Source organism: Clostridium sp. 19966, from assembly GCF_032335695.1.
Classification (GTDB): Bacteria; Bacillota; Clostridia; order Clostridiales; family Clostridiaceae; genus JACTOJ01.
Genome location: NZ_JACTOJ010000014.1, coordinates 1 through 26,335, shown reverse-complemented (window position 1 = coordinate 26,335; position 26,335 = coordinate 1). Strand labels below are relative to the sequence as shown.

The following is a 26,335-nucleotide window of genomic DNA, read 5'->3' as shown; positions in this document are numbered from 1 at the left end:
TAAAGGAGGCTATTATGGCTATAATCGTAAATGTTGATGTGATGATGGCAAAGCGAAAAATATCCCTTAACGAATTGGCGGAAAAGGTTGGGATAACCAATGCCAATTTATCTATATTAAAAAATGGTAAGGCAAAGGCTATAAGATTTTCTACTCTGGAGGCTATATGTAAGGAGCTTAAGTGTCAGCCGGGGGATATTTTAGAGTTTAGAGAGGAATAAAGGAGGCATAAAATGGAAAGTAATAAAAATTTAGAAATTAACACTAAAAATGGATTATGTTGTATACTATTTTCGCTGCTGCTGGGTATGATATTTGACAGGCTGTTTATTGATAAATCCCTCGGGATATCTTGCTTTATATTCATAGGGTTGTGTATTGGATTTTTTTTATGGTCTATAAGAGCTAGAAATTTAAAAAGAAGCTTTGGCTGGCTTTTACTTATACCAGTAGCCTTGCTGGCTCTTAGCTTTTCAGTTCATACAGATCAAGTATTTTATATATTTAATTTTTTAGCAATTCCAATTCTTATGATTGCAAGCTCGATTTTGATAGTAAATCCAAGGCTTAAATGGGATAGGGCTAGATTTATAAGTGAAATGGCAGGAAGGGCAATAGGAAATGTACTTAATAATATTACAAAGCCTTTCTCTATTTTAAAAAGCTCAATAAGAATAGGAAGAACTTCTGAAATGAAGGAAGGAAAAAAGCAGATATTGCTAGGTATACTCGTTTCCTTGCCTTTGCTTTTGGTAATAATACTACTTTTAAGCTCTGCAGATATGATTTTTGGTTACTATTTTGTTAACCTGACAGAACTTTTTTCTAAGATAGATTTAGGAAACCTTGTACCTCACAGCATAGTCATTTTAATTATAGCTTTTTATTTATTCGGTTATGTTTGGAGCTTTAAAAGCGAAGAAAAGGCTATGGAAAAAGACTTGGATTCTCCTTCTGCAAGCTGGGGCAGCGTTACAGTGATAACTGTATTGATCGCTTTAAATATACTGTATATGATTTTCACAATGATTCAATTTTCTTATCTATATGGTGGTGATAAGGTAGCTCTTCCTGATGGTTTTACCTATGCGGAATATGCTAGAAAAGGCTTTTTCGAATTAGCGGCAGTTACCTTTATCAATTTTATAATAGTGCTAAGCTGTCTAAAATATGTGAAAAAGGATAATACAAAGCTTTTAAAGACAACAAATCTTCTTTTAACTGTGCTTGTGGTTTTCACTTTAAACATGCTTTTTTCTGTAAATTTTAAGCTTACTTTGTACGAGGCTGCTTTTGGGTATACCATCTTAAGAGTATCGGTGCATTTATTCATGCTGCTGCTTTTCCTGCTATGTCTAGTTGTGGCTTTTGGTATTTGGTATAGAAAAATTCCTATAATGAAAAGTATAATCGTGATAACAATAAGTATGTATACAGTAACAAATTATCTTAATATAGACGGGTTTATTGCCAGAAAAAATGTAGAAATCTATAATCAAACGGGAAAGCTTGATATTTATTATTTGACTTCCTTGTCTTTCGAAGCTGTTCCTTATTTGATTGAACTAAGAGACAAGAGCGATGATAATACAAAAGCCATTATTGATGAAAATTTAAAGCACAGAAAAGAAGTACTTGCTAGAGAAAATTCATGGACTGAATTTAATTTAAGCAGGAATAAAATTGAAAAAATATTAAACCAGGTTAACTAAAACCTGGCTTTTTAATTTTAAATTCTAAATTTAAGTTCTATATGGTCTGAAGAAAGCTTTAATTTCCTCAGCTAAAAGCTCGGGTTCTTCCATGGCGGTAAAATGTCCGCCTCTAGGCAGCACAGTCCAGCGGGTTATATTCAGGTTTTTCTTCGCCCATTCTTTTGGCGGCAGCAATATATCAGCAGGGAAAAGAGCTAGTCCTGTGGGCACCTCTATAAATCCTAATTCTGGGAGAGAGTTCACATTTTCATAATATATATTTGCTGATGAGCCTATAGTATTTGTAATCCAATATATCATTATATTGGTGAGCAATTCATCCTTACTAAAGCTTAGATTTAGGTCACCCTTACAATCGCTCCAGTCACGAAATTTTTCAATAATCCAAGCTGCTAAACCTACTGGTGAGTCGGAAAGTCCGTAGGCAAGGGTCTGAGGTTTTGTAGATTGAATAGACATATAAGCTCCCTCCTTAGAAATCCATGCAGCTGCATTTCTATTATATTGCAATTCTTCCTTTGAGAGCTCAGACTCATTCTGTGTAGCTAAGAGAGCTTTAATTATACCGATATCTGTTAAATGCATTCCTATTAGAAGCTCAGGATGGTTAAAGGCAAGATATCTTGTAACGCCGGAACCAACATCTCCACCTGCAGCAGCAAATTTACTATAACCAAGTCCTTCCGTCATAAGCTTTGACCAAAGCTGAGAAATTTGATAATTGTTCATGCCACCCTGCTTAGGTTTACTAGAGAAGCCAAATCCAGGCAGGGAAGGGACAATTACATCAAAAGAATCTTCCGGATTTCCGCCGTGCTTAACAGGATCGGTGAGCAGTGGTATAAGCTTTTGGTAGCGTATATAACTGTCTGGCCATCCATGAGTAAGGATAATTGGCATAGGATTATTTCCCTTGCCGCGCTGGTGTATGAAATGAATATCTATTCCGTCCACCTTGCAGTGAAACTGAGAAAAGCGATTTAAATTTTTCTCTTGCGCACGCCAATTAAATTCATTCCCCCAATAGGAAACTAGGGACTTTAGATAATTTATATCAGTACCTCTCTCCCAAAGTGAAGCTTCTAACTGATCTGGAAAGCGTACATGGTCTAGTCTATATTTTAAATCCTTAAGTAATTCATCAGATACTTTAATATTGAAACCTTCGATAGACATAAATATTCTCCTTTCTTGTGAGTTATGTTAAGCTTTATTGACCAAAACCTCATTGCTTAAGAATAGTTTATCATTTCAAAATTATGATACAATGATATAAAAGAAGCTTTTAACTATACTATTTGTAATGGAGGAATATTTATGCCTCAAATGGATAACTACAAGAATAGAGCTGTATATATTGAATTTTTCCCAAAGGAAGATTTTAATAAACTCCCCTATAAGGAACGCTTAACTATAATTTTTATCACAAGCGGAAGCATGAATTTAATGCTAAATGATTATCCGATAAAAATTGCTGCTCCAAGCATTCTTTGCTTGTCTGTGAATGATAGAATACAAGTTTTAGAAAAGCAGAAGATAGCTGCACAATCCTTTTCCTTCCATCCAGATTTTTTCGATACAGCTTATTTTTCTGAAGATAAGGGCTATTTGTCCAATAGATTAAAAATAGAAACGGGTCTTTCTCTCTTTAACAAAGATGAAATGAATACAGGGGCATATGCTGTTACGGAGAAAGCCTATCCTAAAATATATGAATGGTTCTTTATCTTGGGAACAGAAGTATATGCGCAGAGCGATCCGCTTTGGGTGTGCAGAATAAAAAAGTATCTGATACAAATATTAGGTTTGCTTGAGGAGCTAAACAAACATGGTGAGCAGTCACCGGTTGATTTGGTTTTAGAATATATACATACAAACTATGGTGATAAAATAAGTTTAGAAGACTTGACAAGCTGTGCTCATATAAATAGAGTGTCTCTAAATAAAATGTTTAAGGATTTGTGCGGCTATACAGCAATGGGATATTTACTGAAATATCGCTTACAGGTTGCAGAGAGCCTGCTAACTCATACAGATATGAGCTTAAACGAAATTGCACGCACAGCTGGATTTGAATACGACACATATTTTATAAAACAATTTACTGCTAAGAGAGGGATGACACCAACGGAGTTTAGAAATGCTTCCCGCGAGTTTGCTTATTATCAGCATTAAACTTAATGGTTTTACAAGGTATTGATTTATATAAGGTAAAGGGGAGATTAAAATTGACTGTGCTTAGAAGAGTTTAAAACTCAATGAAATCTAAACTGAACAACAAAAAAACACTTGCCGGACGACAAATGCATTTATATTGACATAACAAAATAGAAATGATAAACTAAATCTAACACACTATTTTTAGACGAAGTATAATATAATTCTACAATTATATTATACGCTCTTATAATAATAATGTCAATAGTATTTGAAAAAAATTCTTTTCATCAAAAAGGAGGGGGGTATATTATGAAGAATGAAATGGAATGGAAGCTTGAAAACCAACGGTTACAGGAGGTGCTGAAGGAGGTCAGAAAACAGCTTGATGAGAAGCATAATTTTAGGGAAAGATTTAAAAAGGATGCAATTCAAACACAGAAGGAACTGTGGCAGGATATAGGTTCTGTTTCCGTAAGCAATGGATTGGAACAGATTGTAGATTTCATGCAATTTATCAACACAATGAAAATAGAGAAGAGAAATCATGAATTTACCAGAAAACTTGAGGATAAATATGAAAAAATGCTTTTATCACCCTATTTCGGAAGAATTGATTTTCTTGAAAAGGGAGAGAAGAAAGCTGAAAAGTGTTATATTGGAATCTCAAATCTTATTGATGAAAACTATGATGTTCTCGTATATGACTGGCGTGCGCCAGTTTCAAGCATGTTTTATGATTATGAAATCGGAGAGGCTAGCTATCTATGTCCTGAAGGAATTGTAGGTGGGGAGCTTATGCTGAAAAGACAGTACAAAATTAATGATAGTAAAATTCAGTATATGTTTGACAGCAATATTAAGATAGACGATGAAGTGTTGCAGGATATGCTGAGTAAAAGCACTGATAGTAAAATGAAGACAATAGTAACAACTATTCAAAGAGAGCAGAACAAGGTAATTCGTAATGAGGAGTACAAAAATCTAATTGTTCAAGGCCCTGCTGGAAGTGGAAAAACCTCTATTGCTCTTCATAGAATTGCCTATCTTTTATATAAACATCGAGATAAAATAAAACCTCAAAATATAGTGATATTCTCTCCAAATGATATTTTTAATGATTATATTTCCAATGTATTACCACAGCTTGGAGAAGACAATATGTACCAGACTACTTTTAAGGAATATATGCATGGAGCCTTAGGTAATGAGCTTGCAAAGGAAAACTATGGCGATATGATGGAACATATACTTGTCTATAAGAAAGAGGCTTCTTACCAAAAGAGAATCAACAATATAAAATTTAAGTCTTCGATAGAATTTGTAAATATATTAAAAGGATATGTAACCCATCTTGAAAATATGGATAGAGATTTTACGGATATCATTTTCAGGGATAATTTGATAATTTCCTCCAAGGATATACAGGAATTATTTTTTAAAGATTACGTACGGCTTCCACTGAAAAGGAGGCTTGAAAAGATTAAAGAAAGAATCTTGTTTCTTTTAGAGCCCTATAAACAACCGAGAACAGAAGAAGTGGCTAGTGAGCTTGAGAAATCAGATTCTTATATAAGCAAAGTGGAAATCCTGGAGAAAAGTATACTTATTGTAAAGAAAGAAATGAAGGATATTTATCGTGAAATCAATAGAATGACAGAAATTGATTTGGTGGATATCTATAAAAAGCTTTTTGAGAAGCTTGAGTCTTTTTATGAAGGTTCAAATACTAAATACGGTGAGATGGAAATTGATGAAATCAAAAGATATACCCTAGAAAATTTAAATATTGGAATGCTTAATTATGAGGATCAGCCGCCTCTTCTGTATCTAAAAGGTGCTATTGGAGATCTGCCAAAAACCTCAGAAATCAAATATGTTATTATTGATGAAGCGCAGGACTATACACCCATGCAGTATGAGATATTTCATCAGCTGTTCCAGTCTGCCAGCATCACCATACTGGGAGATTTGAACCAATCCATCAATCCTTTTATGAATGTAGGGAATTATAGCAATATATCCAATATATTTTCAAAAGCTAATACCTGCATAATAAACTTAACCAAAAGCTACAGATCAACAATAGAAATTACTAGATTTTCAAGGAGGCTGCTTAATAAGGGGACTTTTGCTGAATGCGTAGAAAGAAATGGAGATGAGCCTTTGCTCCTTGGTTTCAAAGATGAAGAGGCCATAAAAGAAAGGCTTGTTGAGGATATAAAAAGGTATAAGGATAAGGGGTACAAATCCGTTGGCATCATAACAAGGACCGTAAAAGAAGCAAAAGAGGTATACAGCTTCTTAAAAGATAAGGGGCAAGTTAATGTCATAATGAGGGATGATGATGAATATGTAAGTGATACTTTGATAATTCCATCTTACCTTTCAAAAGGATTAGAATTTGATGCAGTGCTTATATATAATGCAGGGGATGGAAATTATAGCTGTGAAGAGGAAAGACTGCTGCTTTATACTGCCTGCACTAGAGCCCTTCATGCTTTATGCGTATACTATTCCGGCGAGATTACCTCATTGCTGAAAGAAAGTTATTAACCAAATAACAAAAATCCGATAGTTAAGCATCCGTATGCTTTCTACCGGATTTTTTTATAAAATATTTTTAAATTTTAGAGGAAAAATTTTGATTATGTGTAACTTTTTTTAAGGGAGAAAACATCTAATTGGTATAAAGCGATTTTCTGATAAGTTACTTAAATACTCAAACTAAAAGTTAGAGGTGAAAGAATGGATGATATTGAAGTAGCGGTAAAAAAGGCTAAGAAAGGGGATGATAAAGCCTTTGAGATTATAATCAATTATTGCAAGGAAGATTTATATAAAATAGCTTTTGCCTATGTAAAAAATGAGCAGGAAGCCTTAGATATAGTAAGCGAAACTATTTAGACCGCTTATATGAATATAAGCGGTCTAAAAAATCCTCAATTTTTTAAAACTTGGATTACTAAAATACTTATTAATTGTGCTGTAGCTAAATTAAGGAAAAGTAATAAAATAATTTATACAAATGAATATGAAAATATGAACGATGGTAATGACATATCAGAAAATGAATTTGATATATCTAAAAATATAGATTTATACAATGCTATTGATAGATTAAATATAAAGTATAAGAACATAATTATATTAAAATATTTTCAAGATATGACTATTTCTCAAATATCAAAGCTGTTGAACTATCCTGAAGGAACAATAAAGGTTTATTTGAGGAGAGCTCTTAAAAAATTAAAAATTGAATTAAAAGAGGAGTGTATTTAAATGTCTTATGAGTTCAAGAACGGATTCGAAAATATAAAAGTTTCAAAGCAGCTTGATTATACTATACAAAGCACATTAGAAAAAGTAAAACATGATAAGAAAAGGAAGAAGATTAGAAACAGAATTTTTAAATTTAATATTGGAATAGCAAGCGCATTTTCTATATTTATTGTGGGTGTAAATATAAGCCCAACCTTTGCAGAATCAGTAAAAAATGTACCAGTACTTTCATCCTTATCAAATGCACTGCAGTTCAATTATGATAAGAATATAGTTAATGCAGAAAAACAAAACTATGCACAGAATATAAGCAAGACTCAAACTGATAATAATATAAGCGTCACCATTAACAATGTGGTTTCAGATGATAAAAATTTATTCTTATTTTACACTTTAAATGGTTCAAAGGACAATAAAGATATTAAGAACCTTCTTTTAAATGATCTTACCATTACAGATAATAGTGGCAAAGAAATTTTCAACAGCAAAGATTTTAAATCTCAAGTAGCTGTGCCACAAGTGGAAAATAGTACAGAAGATTATTTAGTAATGACTAGCGGCCTAAATTATAGATGTATAGTTTCTTCATTAGGAAACGCTAGTGATGATTACGCTAAAGATAAGCAGACTAGTGGATTAATTGAATTAATTGCCAATAAGAATAACTCGATTCCTAATGATATAAATTTGAAAATTACTGGATTTACTGAAGCTTATAACATGTCTTATTCAAAGGATAAGTATAATGAATTTGTTAAAAAATTCAATAGACAGCCTATTAATACTGAAGGTAATTGGGCTTTTAATATAAATCTTAATAAGGATTCTTCAAAGTTAAAATCAGAAAAATATAGTAATATAAAATTCTCTACAAATAACACTGACTTTACCATAGAGGCCTTAGATATTTCTCCAGCTCATATTGATGCTACAGTTAAATTAGGGAAGAGCAAAGTTGATAATTCTCAATGCTGGGCAATAGGAAGGGTAATTGGCGGTGATATGTCTAAAATACTATATTTAGTGGATGAAAAGGGTAATAAATATTTATTGATTGATGGTGTATTTCACAATATTGATGCTAATGATTGTATACATTTAACCTTTCAGAGCAGCTATTTTAATAATTCAAAAGAATTGTATTTAGTGATTAGCCAGCTTAATTATTCACCAGGAAAGCCTTTTACAAATATTACGCCGGTAAAAATAAGAATAAAGTAGCTATTATAAAAAAGCAAGATAAAGTTTTAATTTGATAGAATTTACAAAAGCTGGCCTGGAGAGACCAGCTTTTTTAGTATAGAAAAAGTTGTTTTAGAAATTAAAAAAAGTTTTGAAATGAAATGATTTGATAATGAAAGTCATTTGTATTTTAACGGTGTTTAATTTGATCAATAATTATCTGAGTATAATCAATATAACAATTAGGAGGGACACTATGAAACTAAAAGGAATAAGTGCTATTATCCTTACTTGCGCTTTGTTAATAACAGGGTGCTCAAGCCAAACGGCAAACAATCAAGATAAATCTAAAGAAGGGGGAAGTGCTTCTGCTACTTATCCAATAAAAATTAAACATGCCTTCGGTGAAACTGTTATAGAAAAACAGCCTAAAAGAATAGTTACAATCTCTTGGGGAAACCAAGATGTACCTTTAGCATTAGGGACTGTACCAGCTGGGGTATCTAAGGCGAATTATGGCAAATCAGATGAAAATGGTCTGTTACCTTGGACTGCAGCAAAATATAAGGAATTAGGAGTAGAAAAGCCTGTTACCTTTAATGATGTAGATGGTTTGGATTATGAGGCCATAAGCAATGCTAAACCAGATGTTATATTGGCGGCATACTCAGGAATCACACAAGAGGAATATGATTTATATTACCATTTATAATAATTGGGGTAATAATAAGCATAATATCAGCGCCAGCACTGAATGTTTTAGCATTAGGAGATGATGCTGCAACTGGTTTAGGTGTAAATGTTGGAATTATTAGATTGATCTGTGCGGTTGCAGGAGTTGTATTGTGTGGTGCAACTACTGCAATTGCCGGACCTGTTGGATTTATAGGACTAATGATACCTCATAGTATGCGCCTTATTTTTGGCTCTAATTTGAAAGGTATAGTTCCTCTATCAGCTGTGGGAGGGGCGGCACTATTGACAATTTCAGATAGATGTTTTGGGAAGGATAATTGGAAGCCCAGGTGAACTTCAGGTTGGTATTGTTACAGCATTTTTAGGGGCGCCAATCCTCATTGCCATTGCTAGGAAAGCCAAGGTGAGAACTATATGATAGAAAGTAATCACTCTATGGTTAAACAAGGTTATATTAAAAGGAAAATCCGTTCAGTTAGTATCAATATAATACTTCTTGTTATAACAGTATGCGTTTGCGGAATGATGCTTCTATATGGCAAAACTAATTATCAATTAAGTACAGTTATAAGAGTTATTGGTGGAGAACAAATACAAGGTGCCACCTTCGCTATAGAAACTCTACGCTTGCCAAGAATGCTCTGTGGACTTTTAGCGGGTTTAGCTTTTGGTATAGCAGGAAATACATTTCAAACTATGCTAAGAAATCCATTAGCTAGTCCTGATATTATAGGTATAAGTTCAGGTTCAAGCATTGCAGCAGTTTTTTTTATATTAGTTCTTCATAAGAGTGGAAGCAGTATTTCTATAGCAGCAGTTATCTCTGGACTTATAGTTTCAGCTCTTATATATGTGTTATCTAAAGGTTCAGGATTTTCAGGCAGCAGATTAATACTTATAGGAATTGGAATGCAGGCAATGATAAACGCTCTCATATCCTATTTGCTAGCTAAAGCCTCACAATATGATGTCTCAAATGCATATAGATGGCTAAGTGGAAGTTTAAATGGAATGAGTATTAAAAATGTACCAACTTTATTTACAGTGGTTGTTATATTTGGGGTTATTGTTTTATTATTAACAAAGCAACTCCAAATACTAGAACTAGGAGATGAGTTTGCAACGACACTTGGGGTTAAAATAAATTTAGTACGTATTATTTTAATTTTAAGTGCGGTATTCTTAATTGCTTTTGCGACTTCAGTTACAGGACCTATAGCTTTTGTAGCATTTTTATCGTGGCCAATAGCAGCTAGACTTGTAGGAGCGGGCGCACCAAATGTTCTATCCTCAGGTTTAGTTGGAGCCTTATTAGTACTTGGAGCAGATTTGCTTGGTCAGTTTGCATTTAGCACAAGATTTCCTGTAGGTGTGGTTACAGGGATTTTGAGAGCACCATATATGCTGTTTCTATTAGTAATCATAAATAGGAGGGGTCAAGCATAATGACTAGAGAACAACAATTATTTGAAGCAAAAGAAATAGTAACTGGATATGACAAAAAGATTATAATTAATGGAATTAATATAACTATTCCAAGTAACAAGATTAGTGTCATTATCGGAGCTAATGCATGTGGTAAATCAACATTGCTTAAAACACTAGCAAGACTTATTAAACCTGCTTCTGGAGAAGTTATAATCAATGGTAAAAAAATCACTTCCATGCCCTCCAAACAGCTGGCGCAAGTTTTAGGATTGCTTCCTCAGTCACCAGTGGTTCCAGAAGGTATAACTGTTTGTGATTTAGTTTCTAGAGGTAGGTATCCATATCAATCCTTATTAAAAGGTATGGATAAAGAAGATTTTCAGGCTGTAGAAGAAGCTCTTGAAATAATGGGAATAACAGAGCTTGCGAATAGAAGCGTAGATGAGTTATCTGGTGGACAGCGCCAAAGAGTGTGGATTGCAATGGCACTTGCACAGCAGACAGACATACTTCTTTTGGACGAGCCAACTACTTATCTTGATATTGCTTATCAAGTAGAAATCCTTGATTTGTTAACAGATTTGAATCGTAAAAGAGGAACTACTATTGTTATGGTACTTCATGATATAAATTTATCTGCTAGATATGCAGACTACATATTTGCTCTTCGAAAGGGGAAATTAATTGATCAAGGGGTACCATCAGAGGTTATTACACCAAAACTGATCAGTGAAGTATTTGATTTAGATTGCGTAGTTATACAAGATCCAGTATCTGCTTCACCTTTTATAGTACCGAAGGGAAGACATCATGTTAATATATAAAAATAAGTCATGTATTTATAAATGAAGTGAAAATCATCAAAAAAACAGGGAGTGATATTATTATGAAAATGTCACTCTCTTACGGTATATAGGAAAATTATTTTAAATTATTAAAAATTAATGTTAATTATTTCGTCTTGTCCAGAAATAACGTCTTTATCAGTATATGGAGTTAATTTCTTTATGGTATCCATATTAGTAATCACAATAGGAGAAATTAAAGAGAGACCTTTACTCAAAATAAAATCTCTGTTTATTTTTATGACGGGAGTTCCTGCTTTAACATTAGTTCCTTCTTCAACTAACTGCTCAAATCCTTCGCCGTTTAACGAAACGGTATCAAGTCCTATATGCACTAATAGCTCAGTACCATTAGCTAGTGTTAGTACAAAAGCATGCAATGATTTAAGTATTAATGTTATTTTCCCATTAGCAGGGGCAACTATTAAATCTCCAGTAGGTTTTATTGCGATTCCGTCACCGAGCATTTTTTGAGAAAATACTTCATCTGGTACTTCAGATATATCTATTGTTTTTCCAGTTATGGGTGCAATCAATTTTATCTCTTTATTCGATTTGTTTTTTAAAAGATTAAACATACTTATATTCCTTTCTTTTCATATGTTAAAATATAAATTTTTGAAGTGAATAAATTTGTTTTAAAAAATGTATATGGATTATAATCTAAGTTTATTTACTAAAGTTCGTGAAGAAATTAAATTTTTCTTATTCTCGTCTAATTCATCTGTAATCATGCCTAAATATAACAGATCCGTTAAAATCAAAGATGCATTCCTTGAAGAAACAGCACCAAGTCTTAAGTCCTTTTCTTGAGAGGGTATATATAAGGCTAAATCTGAGAATTTTAACAATGGACTTTTTGTAAATTGAGTTATTGAAATAGTAGTTGCACCTTGATCTTTTGCATATTCCATAGCTACATTTATTTCTTTTGTATTTCCGCTGTAGCTAACCGCAAGAGCAACATCATCTTTTGATATATAATTTGATGCGGCTAATTGTATATGAAAATCATTATAAAAAACCGCATTGTATCCAACACGAGATAGTTTTTGTGCTAAATCATAACAACATATACCAGAGCTGCCTATGCCAAATAAATAAATACGCTTAGCATTTTTCATAGCTTGCACTGCATCGTTTAAAGTTTCTATTCTTAAAAGTTTATAGGTTTGCTCTACGGCGGAAGCATCAGATGCTTTTGATTTTTTTACTATTGTCTTTAAGGAATCCTTTTGACAAATTTTTTCGGAAAATAAAGGAACCTCTTCAGTATTATCCTTTGCAAGATCGATTTTTAATTCAGCAAATCCGTTATATCCAAGTTTCTTTGAAAATCTTATAACTGCAGCTGGAGATATATCTGCTTTTGCTGCAATGTCTTGTACAGAATCATATATTATGCCATTAACGTTTTCTGTAATATACTTTGCAAGTTTTTCTTCTGTTTTTGTGAAATTTTTAAATGATTTAATTTTATATAGACATCCCATTGAAAGACCTCTCTTTTAATTCCATCGAATAATTTGATACTCATTTATAAAAATTACTATAGAGTAATTGTATCAAATATTTTTGCAAATTACATAAAAAATTAATTTTTTATATTTCTAATAGCTCTAGAGATATTACCATTTTCCCTATCCAAAATTTTTTCGCAAACTTCTTTGCTTTGTTTGGTTAAAACCATACATATTGCCACCTTAACATTGTAATCGCTGTCGATTAAATATTTTGAAGCTTCATCTATTGTACATTTCCCGCTCATAGAAATAATGTTTTTAGCACGTTGAATTAATTTTTCGTTAGTTGGTTTAACATCAACCATTAAATTTGTATAAACTTTTCCTAATTTTATCATTAGGGAGGTAGAAATCATATTTAAAACCATTTTTTGTGCAGTTCCCGCTTTCATTCTTGTGCTTCCAGTTACAACTTCGGGTCCTACTACAACTTCAATTGATATATCTGCATGTTTACCGATTTCTGATGAATGTACACAGGCTATTGAGCTAGTCAATGCACCTACCTCATTAGCATAGCTAAGTCCACCAACTACATATGGAGTTCTTCCGCTGGCAGCTAGTCCAATAACAGTATCATTCTCATTTAGCTTTATATTTATTAAATCTTCTTTAGCAAGTGTCAGTGAATCTTCAGCACCTTCTTTAGCTTTAAGGAGTGCACTATATCCGCCTGCAATTAGTCCTTGAACTAAAGAAGGCTCTACACCATATGTTGGAGGACATTCGCTGGCATCTAAAACACCGAGTCTTCCGCTAGTACCAGCACCTATATAAATAATGCGTCCCCCTGATAACATCCTTGTGTGAGCAAGATCTACCAAGTTTTTTATATCTGGGATAGCATTTTCTACTGCCAATGCAATCTTTTTATCTTCGTTATTAATTGTTTTAAGAATATTTTCGGTATCCATAATGTCAATATTTATGCTGTTCTCATTAATTTTTTCTGTATCAAGAATGTTTAAATTAACATTCATTACAATCACTCCTTTCTTAATTAATTATAATAAATATGAAATAAAATTTCAATATATTTTGATACAGAGTATAATAAAATTCATAAATACATTCTAGCAAATAAAAAATCATGTTCTAAAAATCAAAAAATGCTGCATATACTAGACAGTGATATAATAGTAATAAAAATGTGGCTAAAAAATATGAATATTATTTTAAAAAGGTAAAAATAAAATAAAATTTTATGAAATTATAATAATTAGTGAAATATTATTGACATGAATAAGGAAGAAGCTATAATGAAGATATGAAAAATACAAAATATTTTTAAAGTTATTATAAATGTAAATTGTTTATGATAACAGAAAGGGGCTATCTATGGATTATAAAGAAATCGCTGAAGAAGTATTAAAATCTGTTGGCGGGAAAAGCAATATTTTAAGTAATGTGACATGTATGACAAGGCTTAGAATAACAACAAAAGACTCTTCAAAAGTAAAAGCTGATGAAATTAAAAAAATTGATGGAGTCTTAGGAGTGGTTGAATCCGATACCTTGCAAATAGTCTTTGGACCAGGAAAAGTAAATAAAGTTGGAGAACAATTTGCTGAACTTACGGGTATTGCTTTAGGAACTTCAGAAGAGGTTAACGCAGAAGACATTGCAAATAAAAATAAATCTGAAAATAAGGCAAAACAAACTCATCCAGTCCAAGTGTTTTTAAGAAGAATTGCAAACGTTTTCGTACCTTTGCTGCCAGGCATAATTGCAGCTGGATTAATTAACGGTATAACAAATGTAATAAATGTATCAAGCCATAATGCTATAAGTGGACAATGGTGGTATGAGTGTATAAGAACAATTGGCTGGGCTCTTTTCTTTTATTTGCCTATATTAGTTGGTATGAATGCGGCAAAAGAATTTAAAGGCTCTCCTGTACTTGGAGCATTGGCAGGAGCTATGTCGGTTTCAAATGCAGCAATGCCTCTTCTTGCTCAATATGGTGCACATAAAGCAGCAGTAATTCTTCCAATTACGGATAAAGTATTTAACCCTGCAGCAGGTGGTTTATTGGCAGCACTTATTAGTGGTATGTTCTTTGCATTATTAGAAAGACAGTTACGTAAGATTATGCCAGATATTCTTCAAACTTTTTTTACACCGCTGCTAACAGTTGTTGTAGGCAGCTTAGTTTCCTTAATGATACTTCAACCGCTTGGAGCTGGATTAACCAGTGGAATTTATTATATATTAGATTTTGTATATAATAAGCTTGGAATCTTCGGAGCTTATGTGCTATCTGCTGGGTTCTTACCATTGGTTTCAGTTGGATTACATCAGGCATTAACACCAATCCATGTTATGTTAAATGATCCTAGTGGACCTACAAAAGGAATAAATTATTTGTTACCTATACTTATGATGGCTGGTGGTGGTCAAGTTGGTGCTGGCTTTGCATTGTATTTAAAAACTAAAAATAAAAAATTAAAGAGATTGACTAGAGATTCCTTACCAGTGGGAATTTTGGGAATTGGTGAACCAATGATGTATGCTGTGACTCTTCCTCTTGGGAAACCATTTATTACAGCATGTCTAGGAGCTGGTCTTGGAGGAATATTAGCACGTATATTTAACTTAGGAACTGTGTCTCAAGGGGTCTCAGGAATATTCGGATTACTAATAGTTCAGCCGGGAAGTCAAATTTATTATGTAATTGCTATGATAGGAGCCTATATAGGTGGCTTTGTATTGACCTATTTCTTCGTAGTTGATCATGATAGAATTGATCAAGTATACGGAAAATAATTAGATTGTAATAGAAGGTGCTTAATTATGAGTCAATTTGGAATATCACTGTATCTTGGATATGGATACGAAAAAAATAAAGAAATAGTTGAAAAAGCACACAAATATAATGCAAAATATGCTTTTACCTCGCTTCATATACCTGAAGAAAGTGTAAGTGATTATGAAAAAGAGGTAAAAAAATTATTAGATGTTTGTAAAATAAATAATCTGAATTTAATAGTTGATGTGGGTCCAAGAACTTTAGAAAAAATGGGATTTAGCAGTTTTAAAGAATTGAGACAGACAAGCATAACCCATTTAAGATTGGATTATGGTTTTACCTACGAACAAATAATTGAATTATCTAAGGAATTTAATATTATGTTTAATGCATCAACATTAAGCGAAAAAGATATAAAAGAATTAAAAAAGCTTAATGGAGATTTTTCAAAATTTTCAGCCTGTCATAATTTTTATCCAAAACCATTAACAGGCCTATCTTTAAAGAAGGTATTGAAAATAAACCAAAGATTAAAAAATCTTGGAATAACCACAATCGCTTTTGTAGCAGGAAATAAAAGCTTAAGAGGACCTCTCTATAAGGGATTGCCCACAGTTGAAGAACATAGAGATTGTAATGTGCTGTTTAATGTGCTTCAATTAATAAAGGATTGTGACACCGATATATGCATGATTGGCGATGTAGATATTACAGATGAAGCTTGGAATAGTCTAAAAGAATTATCAGAAGGATATATTTCTGTACATGCTGAAATTGATGAAAAATATTCATTTATTAAAGGTATAGTACAACACGATAGACCAGATTCTAGTGATTATGTTATTAGATCTCAAGAATCACGTGAATTTAGTTCACAGGGTAGAATTTTTGAGCCAGAGCTGCTAAAGAAACGCAAAAAAGGAAGTATTTCTATTGGAAATCAAGATTATCTAAGATATTCTGGAGAACTAGAAATTGCAAGACAAGATCTTGAAAAAGAACCTAAGGTAAATATTATAGGTAAAGTTTGTGTTGATGACATCAAATATTTAGATTATATAACTGATGGCATGGGATTTAAATTAGTATAACTTAAAAAATAAAAATCTATCCTTTTATTTATTTAGGATAGATTTTTTCTTGGAATAGTGGTGATAATATGAAGTATGTTATAGGAGTTGACGGCGGCGGAACAAAAACAGAAGCTAGTGCTTACAGCTCAAAGGGAGAAGTTATTTTAACCTCAAAAAGAGGATTTGCTAATTTACTAAATAATAGAGAAACGGCACTAAATAATATAGTGAATTCAATAAAAGAAATAATAGATATATTGGGAACTTCAGAGCTTAAAGGAGTATATTTAGGAATTGCAGGATCAGAAGTAGGTGAAAATGCAAAAATCATATCAGACAAAATAAAAAATAAACTAAAAATTGATGCTGTTGTAATGAATGATGCTGAGATAGCTTTAAAAGCCATGTTAAAAGGCAAAGACGGAATACTTGTTATAGCTGGTACTGGTTCAGTAGCTTTTGGAATTAATAATAATATATCCTCAAAATGCGGCGGCTGGGGAAATTTATTAGGCGATGAAGGAAGCGGCTACAGCATAGCAATAAAAGCTATAAAAAGAATGATATTTGAAGAAGAACATTCTATTCCAAAATCAGAATTAACCAGGCAAATCATGTCCAAGCTTCAGATTAATTCTGTAAATGAAATAACAAAGTTTGTATATTCATCAACTAAGGATGAAATAGCAGCGTTAACGCCTATAGTTGCAAGATTAGGAGAAGCTGGTGATAAAGCAGCCTGTGAAATACTAATTAATGAAGGAATAGAGCTTGCTAAGACAGTTGAAAATCTATATAGAAAGCTTAAATTTGAAGGTTGTCCTATAGCCTTAGTTGGTGGGGTTATTAAAAAGGCTGAGATATTAAGAAGGGTTTTTGAAGATTATTTAAAAGAAAATATTGTGATTAAAGATATTATAGATGAGGAAGTTTCTCCTACGATAGGAGCTTATTATATAAATAAGATTGAAGAGGAAAAAATAGATACTAATTGTGATTAAAATAAGGAGATGAAGGCAGTGAAAGCTATAGTTAATGCTAAAATCATCATGACAAACCATGTATTGGAACATAAAGCGTTGTTATTTGATGATAAGATTAAAGACATAGTTAATATTGAGAAATTTAATACTAGCATGGAGAATAACAAGTATGGAGAATTGGAGATAATTGATGCTAAAGGGAACTATTTATCACCTGGCTTTATAGATTTACACATACACGGATCTGGTGGAAAGGATACAATGGACGGAAGTATAGAAAGCTTAAAGATAATAAGTTCAATTATTGCTAAAAATGGTGTTACAGGTTTTTTACCAACTACTATGACTATGGATAAGGAGAAGATATACAAGGCTCTTGAATCAATAAGATCGGGAATGAAGTTTGAAATGGAAGGAGCTAAAATTCTTGGTGCTCATATGGAAGGTCCCTTTATAAATCAGATATATAAAGGGGCTCAGAAGGAAGATTATATAATTGAACCTGATTATGAATTTATAAAGCCTTATGAAGATGTAATAAAAATTATAACTCTGGCCCCTGAAAAGGATACTAATTTTAATTTTATTAGAACCGTTAAAAAAAATACAGATATTGTCCTATCTATAGGGCATTCTAACGCAACCTATGAAGAGGCAATGAGTTCTATAGAAAATGGCATAAGTCATGCTACACATTTGTTTAATGCTATGAGTCCATTAAATCATAGAAAACCAGGCATTGTAGGCGCTGCATTTAAAAGTCACATCAGCTGTGAATTGATTGCAGATAAAATACATGTACATCCGGGAGTATTTCAAATTTTAATTGATATAAAAGGAAGTAATAAAATCATCCTTATAACAGATTCGATGAGAGCTGGCTGCATGAAGGATGGTGTGTCTGAATTGGGCGGTCAAAAAGTTATAGTTAAAAATAATTCTGCTAGATTGGAAGACGGAACACTAGCAGGGAGTATTTTAACATTAAACAGAGCTGTTAAAAACATTGTTGAAAATACAAATTTAAAAATATATGAAGCTGTTTCACTGGTATCCTTGAATGCAGCAAAAGAAATCAATCTAGACAGCAGAAAAGGCAGCATCGAAAGAGGGAAAGATGCTGATTTGGTAATATTTGATGAAGATTTTTGTGTGAAACGGACTATTGTTGAGGGAAAAAATGTATTTGCTGATAATAACATAGGAAGGTGATATATATGAGAATATTGGTAGTAAAAGACTATGAAGAAATGAGTAAAAAAGCAGCTTCTATAGTGGCGAGTCATATAATATTAAAACCAGATAGTGTAATTGGACTTGCAACAGGGGATACCCCTAAAGGTATGTATAAAGAATTAATTAAAATGTACAATAACAAGCAAATAGATTTTTCTCAAGTGAAAACTTTTAATTTAGATGAGTATTATGGATTGAGTAGGGATGACAATCAAAGTTATCATACCTATATGATGAAAAATTTTTTTGGTCATATAAACGTTAATAGCAAAAATATAAATATACCTGATGGTACAGCTAAAGATATATGTAAAGAGTGTTTGAACTATGAGCAAAAAATAAAAGATACTGCAGGAATTGATGTGCAAGTACTTGGAATTGGTGTAAATGGTCATATTGGATTTAATGAACCTAATGTAAATTTTGAAGCACAAACTCATTTAGTAAATTTAAACGAGAAAACAATTAAATCGAATTCTAGATTTTTTAAATCCATAGAGGATGTACCTACTAAAGCTATAAGCATGGGAATAAAAACAATAATGCGTTCAAAAAAAATTCTGCTTCTTGCTAATGGAGCATCAAAGGCAGAGGCTATAAATAATGCAATTAATGGCAAGATAACTCCAGAAGTCCCTGCTTCTATTTTGCAGCTGCATTCAGATGTTACTGTAATAGTTGACAATGAAGCAGCTAGTAAGCTCTGTTTAACCGATTAATTAATCTCTGAACTTGGAAGGATTTGAGAATTATACGTCGAATATTAATCTTAGAAGTAGAAAGGGGATGCTAGTATGATTTCAAAAGATATACTTCAGGAGGTATTAGCCAAAGCTCTATGTACCGGCGGAGACTTTGCTGAAATATTTGTAGAAGATACCATAAGTAATTCTATAGATATGATTAATGGCAAAATTGAAAATGCTGTGTCAGGCAGAGATTTTGGTATTGGGATAAGAATATTTAAAGGACTTAGATGTGTATATGCCTATACTAACGATAAAAGCAGAGCAGGTTTGCTAGAATCCGCTTATAAGGCAGCAACCGCTTTAGGAGATGGTAAGGAAGAAAAAGAAATATATCTTGCGGAAAGAATAAATACAAATATTCATCCGATAATATATGTGCCTTCCTCAATAGGAAATGCTAAAAAGATAAATGTAATAAAGCAGGCCTATGGAGCTGCCAAGAATTACGGCAGCGAGATAGCTCAGGTAGCTGTCTATTATATTGATGAGGATCAGAAGGTACTCATTGCAAACAGTGAAGGACTTTTAACAGAGGATAGAAGAATAAGGACAAGACTTCGCATAAATTCTGTTGCCAGCAATGGAATAGAAAATCAAACAGGTACTGAGGGACCTGGAAGAAGGATGGGTTTTGAAATGTTTCAGGTTATAGACCCTGCTTTCTATGGGAGAAGTGCAAGCAAAAGTGCTGTAACTATGCTTCATGCTGAGCCTTGTCCTGCTGGCAGAATGACTGTTGCCATTGACAATGGCTTTGGCGGAGTAATATTCCATGAAGCTTGCGGGCATTCCTTGGAAGCTTCCTCTGTAGCTAAAGGAAATTCTGTTTTTGCAGGAAAACTAGGCCAAAAGATAGCTTCCGAGAAAGTAACAGCCATAGATGACGGAACCATGCCAAATCTTTGGGGTTCATTAAACATTGATGATGAAGGAATGCCAACCAGAAGAAAGGTTCTTATTGAAAATGGTATATTAAAAGGATACATGATAGACAAGTTTAATGGAAGAAGAATGAACATGGAGCCAACAGGAAGCAGCAGAAGACAATCCTATAAGTATGCTCCTACCTCAAGAATGACCAATACCTTTATTGCAGCAGGAGAGGATTCAAATGAGGCTATTATTGCTTCTATAGACAATGGACTCTATGCTAAAAAGATGGGCGGAGGTTCTGTAAATCCTGTGACTGGAGAATTTAATTTTGCAGTAGCTGAAGGCTATCTTGTAAAGAATGGCAAAGTCGATAAACCAGTTAGAGGAGCTACTTTGATAGGTAAAGGTGATGAGATCCTTATGAACATCGATATGGTAGGAAAAGATATGCAGCAGGGTCAGGGGATGTGCGGCTCCAGCAGCGGAAGTATTCCTACTAATGTTGGGCAACCTATGATAAGAGTTTCTGAAATAACTGTTGGTGGCAGGTAAGAAAGGAGTCTTTTAGATGACACTAGAGGAATTTAAGAAAGCAGTATTTGAAAAGGCTGAGCTTGTTGGCTTTAGCGAATATGAAATATATTATTCCAGTGAAAATTCTCTTGGGGTACAAGTATTCGAAGGAGAAATAGATAAGTATACTGTAAGCGGAGAGCAGGGACTTAGCTTTAGAGGGGTATATGAAGGTAAGATGGGCTATGCCTATACCGAGATACTAGACGAAGAAGCGGTTAACTTTGTTGTAAATTCAGCAAAAGAAAATGCTCTTATTATTGAAAAAGAGGATAAAGAAATTATATATGTCGGCGATGACAAGTATAGTCAGTTTGAAGGCTTTGAGGAAAAGCTATCTAAAACTGCAGTAAACGAAAAGATAAAACTGGCTTTTGATTTGGAAACTGAGGCTAAGAAACTGGATGACAGTGTTATTAGGACTGAAAGCGAAATGGAGGAAGGTGAAAATCTTACTCAGATAGTGAATTCAAAGGGGCTTAACTTATCCTTTAAATCAAATGTTATATTTGCTTTCGTTGAAGCAATTGTTAAAGATGGCGAAAGAATGAATGCAGACTACGCATTTAAGGCTGCTAAAAGTCTTGAAGAAATAGATGCAAAGGAGCTTGCCAAAGAGGCTGTGGATAGCGCTTTAGCTTACAAGGGAGCTAAAACAGTAAAATCAGGCAAATATAAAGTAGCTTTAAAAAATGATATAGCGGCAAACCTTCTTCAAACTTTTTCTGGAGTATTCAGTGCGGATAATGCTCAAAAGGGAATGTCTCTATTAAAGGATAAGCTTGGAGAAACCATTGGAGGTAAGGCGGTAACTATATTGGATGACCCTTTTTTAAAGGAAGGCTTAAATTCTAGACCTTTTGATGCAGAGGGAGTTGCAGCTTACACTAAGGAAGTTGTAAAAGAAGGGGAGCTTAAAACTCTGTTGCATAATTTAAAGACTGCAGCAAAGGAAGGAGTAAAAAGCACAGGAAATGCTTCAAAAATGACTTATTCCTCACCTGTGGAGGTCGCACCTTCGAATTTTTACTTTAAACCTGGAAAGAATAGCTATGAAGAAATCCTCAAGGTTTTAGAAAATGGAATTCTTATCACAGAGCTTCAAGGTCTTCATTCAGGTGCTAACCCTGTATCAGGAGATTTCTCTTTAGCTGCTAAGGGCTTGCTAATAAAGGATGGAAGTGTTGAAAGACCTATAGAGCAAATTACGGTTTCAGGAAACTTTTATGAAGTTCTAAAAGATATCGAAGAGCTAGGCTCAGATTTAAAATTCGGTTTTCCTTCGGGAAGAGGATATTTTGGAAGTCCTACAATAGTAGTTAAGGAACTTTCCATAGCCGGAGAATAAAAAAATCCACCCAGAATTTAAATTTTGGGTGGATAAATTTTTATTCTCCATCCTCTCCGCCAGGGCCATCTCGCCTTGGACGTGAAGATTCTGGAAGAGGCTCAACATATTTATGTTTGCTAGCAGAGCTAGACAATTTATTATCCTGGGAAGTATTTAGTGAATTGTCTTGAGCCTTAGAATTTAAACTGTTGTTTTGTTTCCATTTATTATCCATTCTGTAATCACCACCTTCTAAGTTATTTTGCGCATATAATAAGTTTTTATGTAAATGCAAATTGCGGCTTTAAAGCTTTATCGTAGTTATGATACAATATTAATATATAATAAATATATATTTGAAGAGGAATTAATGCTGATAGCAAGTGGGGAATATGACGATATGACAATGGAACTTGAAAAATACTATAATAAATTTTGTGAAGATAAGAGATTAACAAGAAAATATGGACAAGTTGAATATATAACTTCTATGAAGTACATTCATGATTATCTTAAAAATAATGATAATGCAAAAATCTTAGATGTGGGCGCGGGCACAGGAAGATACTCGGTGCAGTTGGCCAATGAAGGCTATGATGTTACTGCTATTGAGCTTGTGAAGCATAATTTAGGCATTTTGAAGTCAAAAGGAAGCACGGTAAAAGCTATGCAGGGGACTGCGCTGGATTTATCGAGATTTGAAGAAAATACCTTCGATATAGCCTTGGTTTTTGGACCAATGTATCATCTATATAATTTTCAGGATAAAGTAAAAGCTCTAGAAGAAGCAAAAAGAGTAACCAAGGCTGGTGGAGTCATTTTAGTAGCCTACTGCATGAATGAGTACAGCGTAATAACCTATGGATTTAAGGAAAATAATATCCGTGCTTCAATGGACAATGGCAAGCTTGATGAAAATTTTCACGTTATAGCAGAGCCAAAGGACTTGTATGATTATGTTAGAATTGAAGATATTAATAAAATTAATGAGACAGCAAAGCTTCAAAGAATAAAAATAATTGCAGCGGATGGACCAGCTAATTATATGCGTCCTGTTTTAAATGCTATGGATGAAGATACCTTTGAGCTTTTTATGAAGTATCATTTTTCTACCTGTGAGAGATCAGATTTGCTAGGAGCAAGCGCTCATACCTTAGACATTTTGAAGAAAGAGTAAAGATATACAGGTAAATTTGTTTAAAAGCGAATTTACCTGTATATCATAACAATACCTTAAATTATATTATATCTTTTCAATAAATCTTCAATAACTGTTCCAGAGATTTTCTTTAAGGTTTTCTTTTCAATCAAGTTTAATATGAAAGGAAGCTTTATATCAATAAGCTTTTTACCGTCCATCATTTTTGAAGTGGAATCCAGAAGCACACGCACATCGTAACAGGAATTAAACACTTCAGGAACACCTCGGTCTATATCTAGAAGGGTGTAAACTGCTTCCATGGCAGTCCTTACTGAATATTCAGTAGTGAATACCGTATCTCTTACTGGGTCTGAAAATTGTCCTATAAAGGCAAAGTTCACGCATTTATCTGGAACAACTTTTGGTCTGTCACCTTTTGTTCTTGGCATAAAGAAAGCAGTGATATATGGCATTATACATGGTATACAGTGGGCAGAATTTACGGCCATGTCGTGAATTTCTGATTCAGGAACTCCTAAATGATACAGCCATTCTTCAGTAATCTCTATTCCGGTACACTCTTTCATAGGCTTCTTTATATAGTCGCCAGGAACATCTGTAAAAAGTCCGTACACCCAAATTACAAGCTGGTCTCTTGGCTGTTCTTTAAAATGAGGCTGTCGGTTTAAAGTATAGCTCATCAACCATTTTGAATCCTTGGCTGAAATTATACCACCGGTAACAACTTTACCGCTAAAAGGATCACGCTTACATATTTTTTCGATATATGGAGGAATCGTATTATCAAGAGTAGTGATTGTAGCTGATTCCCAATTTGTTGCTTTTGTGTTTGTGAAGAATTTATCTGGATGTCCAAAAGAAGGATCCTGTTTAGCAATATTTCTCCAAAGTCCCCAGCAGCCCCCTACAGAATCATTAAATTCTGGAGCATGATTGTCATCGCCAAGAGAAGAATTTTCTGTGCAGCTGCCGTTAGTAACAAACACTAAATCATCTTCTATTAAGTCAATACCTTCTTCTTTTCCATCATGTAAGCAGATTATTTGTTTTGCAATCTTTTTATCGCTGTTAATATCAAAAATCACATTTGTTACAGTGGTGTCATATTGAAACTGAACTCCATGAGCCTCAAGGTATTTTATCATTGGAAGAATAAGTGACTCATATTGATTATACTTAGTGAATTTTAAGGCCGAAAAGTCAGGTAAACCACCAATGTGATGAATAAACCTCTGAATGTAAAATTTCATCTCTAAAGCGCTGTGCCATTCTTCAAAAGCAAACATTGTACGCCAGTAAAGCCAGAAATTAGATGAATAAAATTCCTCTGTAAATACATCAGATATTTTTTTATCATACAAATCTTCATCTTTTGTCATAAATAGCTTTATAATTTCCAGAGAAGCTTTTTCGCTGAGAGCAAATTTACCATCAGTATGTGCATCTTCACCTCTGTTTACAGTAGCTCTTACAAGAGAGTAATTAGGATCTTTTTTATTTAGCCAGTAATATTCGTCTAAAACAGAAGCACCTTCAGTCTCTAGAGAAGGAATAGAACGAAATAAATCCCATAAGCATTCAAAATGATTTTCCATCTCACGTCCGCATCTAATGATAAAGCCTTTTTGACTATCTTTTATTCCATCACAGGCGCCCCCAGGAATACTTAATTCTTCTAGAATGTGAATATGCTCACCCTTCATTTGACCATCTCGTATTAAAAAACATGCAGCTGCTAAGGATGCTAAGCCTGAACCTACAAGATAAGCTGATTTTTTATCAACATTTGCTGGTTTTTCATGACGTGCAAAAGCTTCATAATTTCCATTTAAATTAATTTGTAATTTTAATGATATTGTAAATTAAAATGTGCTATAATGCTTAAGTTTACAGGATAGCAGATTTTTATGCAAATTATATTTTATAGGCTAATTAGAAGCTAAATGTTAAAATAAAATATAGTATAGATGAATCTATGGATCATTCGTAAGGATAAAAATTATAAAGGAAGGAATGATTGCTTTATGTCTACAGCACATGTTACAAAAAACGCATTAGCGCTTTCTCTAAAGCAATTGATGAAACAAACTCCAGTAAATAAAATAACAGTAAAAATGGTTACAGATACCTGTGGAGTTACAAGACATACCTTTTACAATCATTTTCATGACGTTTATGCTTTGCTACAATGGATATTTGAGAATGAAGTTGTTGAAGAACTTGATCAATGCTGCAGTTTATCCAATTGGAAGGAAGGGCTTTTTCTTGTTCTTCAATATACAATAGATAATAAAACTATTTGCATCAACACAACTAAATCCTTAGGCCGCGAACATCTTGAGATGTTTTTGTGCAATACATTCACTGAAGTATTAGGCGGTGTTATAAAGGATATAACCAGAGAGATGGACATTGATGAAAAAATAAAGAAGGAAACTGCAGTGTTTTTTTCTTATGCCATAACAGGACAATTTTTAGAATGGATAAACACTGGTCTTAGAGAAAAAAAGAAGATATTGCTGACAGAGTTGAAAGAATGCTTGGCGGTACAATATTTAGAATAATGCAAGTTAATGATAGAAAGACAAAAGTACATATATAATGCAGGATACTATTTATAATCTACACATTTTATTGCATCTGTGAAATTTTTTCACAGATGCTTTTTTTGTGCAACAAAGTAAACCACTTGCTAAGCAAGTGGAAGAAAAAAGGCTTATGCCGTTGAGTAGAAAAAAACTCCTATGTTAAAATAAATGCAGGTCTAGCCAACCGCAAA

Annotated in this window: 24 protein-coding genes and 1 pseudogene; 19 read left to right on the top strand and 6 right to left on the bottom strand. The window is 33.3% G+C overall.

Features of this window, described 5'->3' with window-relative positions; genetic code table 11:
- The first annotated feature begins 14 nt into the window (after positions 1 to 14).
- Positions 15 to 221: a helix-turn-helix transcriptional regulator gene (locus tag IAI10_RS14600; protein WP_315674022.1), complete on the top strand. Its 207-nt coding sequence runs from the start codon at positions 15 to 17 to the stop codon at positions 219 to 221.
- 12 nt (positions 222 to 233) lie between these two features.
- Positions 234 to 1,712, top strand: coding sequence for a DUF4173 domain-containing protein (locus tag IAI10_RS14595; protein ID WP_315674021.1), 1,479 nt, complete (start codon positions 234 to 236; stop codon positions 1,710 to 1,712).
- A gap of 30 nt (positions 1,713 to 1,742) precedes the next feature.
- Here IAI10_RS14595 and IAI10_RS14590 read toward each other — a convergent pair whose 3' ends face one another.
- Complete coding sequence (locus tag IAI10_RS14590) at positions 1,743 to 2,891, bottom strand: epoxide hydrolase (RefSeq protein WP_315674020.1); 1,149 nt, start codon at positions 2,889 to 2,891, stop codon at positions 1,743 to 1,745.
- A 141-nt stretch (positions 2,892 to 3,032) separates the two neighbouring features.
- Between IAI10_RS14590 and IAI10_RS14585 the strand changes: the two genes are divergently transcribed.
- The 8 genes and pseudogenes from IAI10_RS14585 (at position 3,033) to IAI10_RS14545 (ending at position 11,284) form a co-directional block, all read left to right on the top strand.
- Entirely contained in the window at positions 3,033 to 3,890 is an 858-nt protein-coding gene (locus IAI10_RS14585) for an AraC family transcriptional regulator (protein ID WP_315674019.1), read from the top strand.
- A 294-nt stretch (positions 3,891 to 4,184) separates the two neighbouring features.
- A complete protein-coding gene (helD, locus tag IAI10_RS14580; protein ID WP_315674018.1) occupies positions 4,185 to 6,428 on the top strand; it encodes an RNA polymerase recycling motor HelD in 2,244 nt (747 codons plus the stop codon).
- A 192-nt stretch (positions 6,429 to 6,620) separates the two neighbouring features.
- A complete protein-coding gene (locus tag IAI10_RS14575; RefSeq protein ID WP_315674017.1) occupies positions 6,621 to 6,779 on the top strand; it encodes a hypothetical protein in 159 nt (52 codons plus the stop codon).
- A gap of 9 nt (positions 6,780 to 6,788) precedes the next feature.
- Positions 6,789 to 7,154 (top strand): sigma-70 family RNA polymerase sigma factor, encoded by a 366-nt coding sequence (locus IAI10_RS14570; RefSeq protein WP_315674016.1) that lies wholly within the window; start codon positions 6,789 to 6,791, stop codon positions 7,152 to 7,154.
- Complete coding sequence (locus tag IAI10_RS14565) at positions 7,155 to 8,375, top strand: DUF4179 domain-containing protein (RefSeq protein WP_315674015.1); 1,221 nt, start codon at positions 7,155 to 7,157, stop codon at positions 8,373 to 8,375.
- A 217-nt stretch (positions 8,376 to 8,592) separates the two neighbouring features.
- Positions 8,593 to 9,450, top strand: a pseudogene (locus tag IAI10_RS24680) (iron chelate uptake ABC transporter family permease subunit).
- Entirely contained in the window at positions 9,447 to 10,478 is a 1,032-nt protein-coding gene (locus tag IAI10_RS14550) for an iron chelate uptake ABC transporter family permease subunit (protein ID WP_315674014.1), read from the top strand. The pseudogene IAI10_RS24680 and the gene IAI10_RS14550 overlap by 4 nt, the downstream one beginning before the upstream one ends.
- On the top strand, positions 10,478 to 11,284 hold the full coding sequence (locus IAI10_RS14545) for an ABC transporter ATP-binding protein (RefSeq protein ID WP_315674013.1): 807 nt from the start codon (positions 10,478 to 10,480) through the stop codon (positions 11,282 to 11,284). Before IAI10_RS14550 ends, IAI10_RS14545 begins: the two co-directional genes overlap by 1 nt.
- A gap of 110 nt (positions 11,285 to 11,394) precedes the next feature.
- Here the strand turns inward: IAI10_RS14545 and IAI10_RS14540 are convergent, their stop codons facing one another.
- The 3 genes from IAI10_RS14540 to murQ all read right to left on the bottom strand — a co-directional run bounded on the left by IAI10_RS14540 (position 11,395) and on the right by murQ (position 13,808).
- Entirely contained in the window at positions 11,395 to 11,883 is a 489-nt protein-coding gene (locus IAI10_RS14540) for a PTS glucose transporter subunit IIA (RefSeq protein WP_315674012.1), read from the bottom strand.
- Positions 11,884 to 11,961: 78 nt separating this feature from the next.
- Positions 11,962 to 12,798 (bottom strand): MurR/RpiR family transcriptional regulator, encoded by an 837-nt coding sequence (locus tag IAI10_RS14535; protein ID WP_315674011.1) that lies wholly within the window; start codon positions 12,796 to 12,798, stop codon positions 11,962 to 11,964.
- Between the two features lie 101 nt (positions 12,799 to 12,899).
- A complete protein-coding gene (murQ, locus tag IAI10_RS14530; RefSeq protein ID WP_315674010.1) occupies positions 12,900 to 13,808 on the bottom strand; it encodes an N-acetylmuramic acid 6-phosphate etherase in 909 nt (302 codons plus the stop codon).
- 358 nt (positions 13,809 to 14,166) lie between these two features.
- On the opposite strand from murQ, the gene IAI10_RS14525 reads away from it, so the two are divergent.
- From IAI10_RS14525 to IAI10_RS14495, 7 genes are all read left to right on the top strand, one after another.
- The gene (locus IAI10_RS14525) at positions 14,167 to 15,594 is read left to right on the top strand and encodes a PTS transporter subunit EIIC (RefSeq protein ID WP_315674009.1); all 1,428 of its coding nucleotides are present in this window, start codon (positions 14,167 to 14,169) and stop codon (positions 15,592 to 15,594) included.
- Positions 15,595 to 15,621: 27 nt separating this feature from the next.
- Positions 15,622 to 16,668, top strand: a complete 1,047-nt coding sequence (locus tag IAI10_RS14520) for a MupG family TIM beta-alpha barrel fold protein (protein ID WP_315674008.1) — start codon at positions 15,622 to 15,624, stop codon at positions 16,666 to 16,668.
- Between the two features lie 68 nt (positions 16,669 to 16,736).
- Positions 16,737 to 17,651: a BadF/BadG/BcrA/BcrD ATPase family protein gene (locus IAI10_RS14515; protein WP_315674007.1), complete on the top strand. Its 915-nt coding sequence runs from the start codon at positions 16,737 to 16,739 to the stop codon at positions 17,649 to 17,651.
- A gap of 18 nt (positions 17,652 to 17,669) precedes the next feature.
- A complete protein-coding gene (gene nagA / locus IAI10_RS14510; protein ID WP_315674006.1) occupies positions 17,670 to 18,845 on the top strand; it encodes an N-acetylglucosamine-6-phosphate deacetylase in 1,176 nt (391 codons plus the stop codon).
- Between the two features lie 5 nt (positions 18,846 to 18,850).
- A complete protein-coding gene (gene nagB / locus IAI10_RS14505) occupies positions 18,851 to 19,588 on the top strand; it encodes a glucosamine-6-phosphate deaminase (RefSeq protein ID WP_315674005.1) in 738 nt (245 codons plus the stop codon).
- Between the two features lie 75 nt (positions 19,589 to 19,663).
- Complete coding sequence (locus tag IAI10_RS14500; RefSeq protein WP_315674004.1) at positions 19,664 to 21,043, top strand: TldD/PmbA family protein; 1,380 nt, start codon at positions 19,664 to 19,666, stop codon at positions 21,041 to 21,043.
- Positions 21,044 to 21,059: 16 nt separating this feature from the next.
- The gene (locus IAI10_RS14495) at positions 21,060 to 22,412 is read left to right on the top strand and encodes a TldD/PmbA family protein (RefSeq protein WP_315674003.1); all 1,353 of its coding nucleotides are present in this window, start codon (positions 21,060 to 21,062) and stop codon (positions 22,410 to 22,412) included.
- Between the two features lie 40 nt (positions 22,413 to 22,452).
- On the opposite strand, the gene IAI10_RS14490 is transcribed toward IAI10_RS14495, so the two are convergent.
- Positions 22,453 to 22,629, bottom strand: a complete 177-nt coding sequence (locus IAI10_RS14490; RefSeq protein WP_315674002.1) for a hypothetical protein — start codon at positions 22,627 to 22,629, stop codon at positions 22,453 to 22,455.
- Between the two features lie 165 nt (positions 22,630 to 22,794).
- On the opposite strand from IAI10_RS14490, the gene IAI10_RS14485 reads away from it, so the two are divergent.
- Positions 22,795 to 23,571: a class I SAM-dependent methyltransferase gene (locus IAI10_RS14485; protein ID WP_315674109.1), complete on the top strand. Its 777-nt coding sequence runs from the start codon at positions 22,795 to 22,797 to the stop codon at positions 23,569 to 23,571.
- Between the two features lie 56 nt (positions 23,572 to 23,627).
- Here the strand turns inward: IAI10_RS14485 and IAI10_RS14480 are convergent, their stop codons facing one another.
- Entirely contained in the window at positions 23,628 to 25,394 is a 1,767-nt protein-coding gene (locus IAI10_RS14480) for an oleate hydratase (protein WP_315674108.1), read from the bottom strand.
- 186 nt (positions 25,395 to 25,580) lie between these two features.
- Between IAI10_RS14480 and IAI10_RS14475 the strand changes: the two genes are divergently transcribed.
- The gene (locus tag IAI10_RS14475; protein WP_315674001.1) at positions 25,581 to 26,120 is read left to right on the top strand and encodes a TetR-like C-terminal domain-containing protein; all 540 of its coding nucleotides are present in this window, start codon (positions 25,581 to 25,583) and stop codon (positions 26,118 to 26,120) included.
- Positions 26,121 to 26,335: the final 215 nt, after the last annotated feature.

Coding starts and splice junctions, on each gene's coding strand:
- IAI10_RS14600 (WP_315674022.1), top strand. CDS start 15: ATGGCTATAATCGTAAATGTTGATGTGATGATGGCAAAGCGAAAAATA.
- IAI10_RS14595 (WP_315674021.1), top strand. CDS start 234: ATGGAAAGTAATAAAAATTTAGAAATTAACACTAAAAATGGATTATGT.
- IAI10_RS14590 (WP_315674020.1), bottom strand. CDS start 2,891: ATGTCTATCGAAGGTTTCAATATTAAAGTATCTGATGAATTACTTAAG.
- IAI10_RS14585 (WP_315674019.1), top strand. CDS start 3,033: ATGCCTCAAATGGATAACTACAAGAATAGAGCTGTATATATTGAATTT.
- helD (WP_315674018.1), top strand. CDS start 4,185: ATGAAGAATGAAATGGAATGGAAGCTTGAAAACCAACGGTTACAGGAG.
- IAI10_RS14575 (WP_315674017.1), top strand. CDS start 6,621: ATGGATGATATTGAAGTAGCGGTAAAAAAGGCTAAGAAAGGGGATGAT.
- IAI10_RS14570 (WP_315674016.1), top strand. CDS start 6,789: ATGAATATAAGCGGTCTAAAAAATCCTCAATTTTTTAAAACTTGGATT.
- IAI10_RS14565 (WP_315674015.1), top strand. CDS start 7,155: ATGTCTTATGAGTTCAAGAACGGATTCGAAAATATAAAAGTTTCAAAG.
- IAI10_RS14550 (WP_315674014.1), top strand. CDS start 9,447: ATGATAGAAAGTAATCACTCTATGGTTAAACAAGGTTATATTAAAAGG.
- IAI10_RS14545 (WP_315674013.1), top strand. CDS start 10,478: ATGACTAGAGAACAACAATTATTTGAAGCAAAAGAAATAGTAACTGGA.
- IAI10_RS14540 (WP_315674012.1), bottom strand. CDS start 11,883: ATGTTTAATCTTTTAAAAAACAAATCGAATAAAGAGATAAAATTGATT.
- IAI10_RS14535 (WP_315674011.1), bottom strand. CDS start 12,798: ATGGGATGTCTATATAAAATTAAATCATTTAAAAATTTCACAAAAACA.
- murQ (WP_315674010.1), bottom strand. CDS start 13,808: ATGAATGTTAATTTAAACATTCTTGATACAGAAAAAATTAATGAGAAC.
- IAI10_RS14525 (WP_315674009.1), top strand. CDS start 14,167: ATGGATTATAAAGAAATCGCTGAAGAAGTATTAAAATCTGTTGGCGGG.
- IAI10_RS14520 (WP_315674008.1), top strand. CDS start 15,622: ATGAGTCAATTTGGAATATCACTGTATCTTGGATATGGATACGAAAAA.
- IAI10_RS14515 (WP_315674007.1), top strand. CDS start 16,737: ATGAAGTATGTTATAGGAGTTGACGGCGGCGGAACAAAAACAGAAGCT.
- nagB (WP_315674005.1), top strand. CDS start 18,851: ATGAGAATATTGGTAGTAAAAGACTATGAAGAAATGAGTAAAAAAGCA.
- IAI10_RS14500 (WP_315674004.1), top strand. CDS start 19,664: ATGATTTCAAAAGATATACTTCAGGAGGTATTAGCCAAAGCTCTATGT.
- IAI10_RS14495 (WP_315674003.1), top strand. CDS start 21,060: ATGACACTAGAGGAATTTAAGAAAGCAGTATTTGAAAAGGCTGAGCTT.
- IAI10_RS14490 (WP_315674002.1), bottom strand. CDS start 22,629: ATGGATAATAAATGGAAACAAAACAACAGTTTAAATTCTAAGGCTCAA.
- IAI10_RS14485 (WP_315674109.1), top strand. CDS start 22,795: ATGACAATGGAACTTGAAAAATACTATAATAAATTTTGTGAAGATAAG.
- IAI10_RS14475 (WP_315674001.1), top strand. CDS start 25,581: ATGTCTACAGCACATGTTACAAAAAACGCATTAGCGCTTTCTCTAAAG.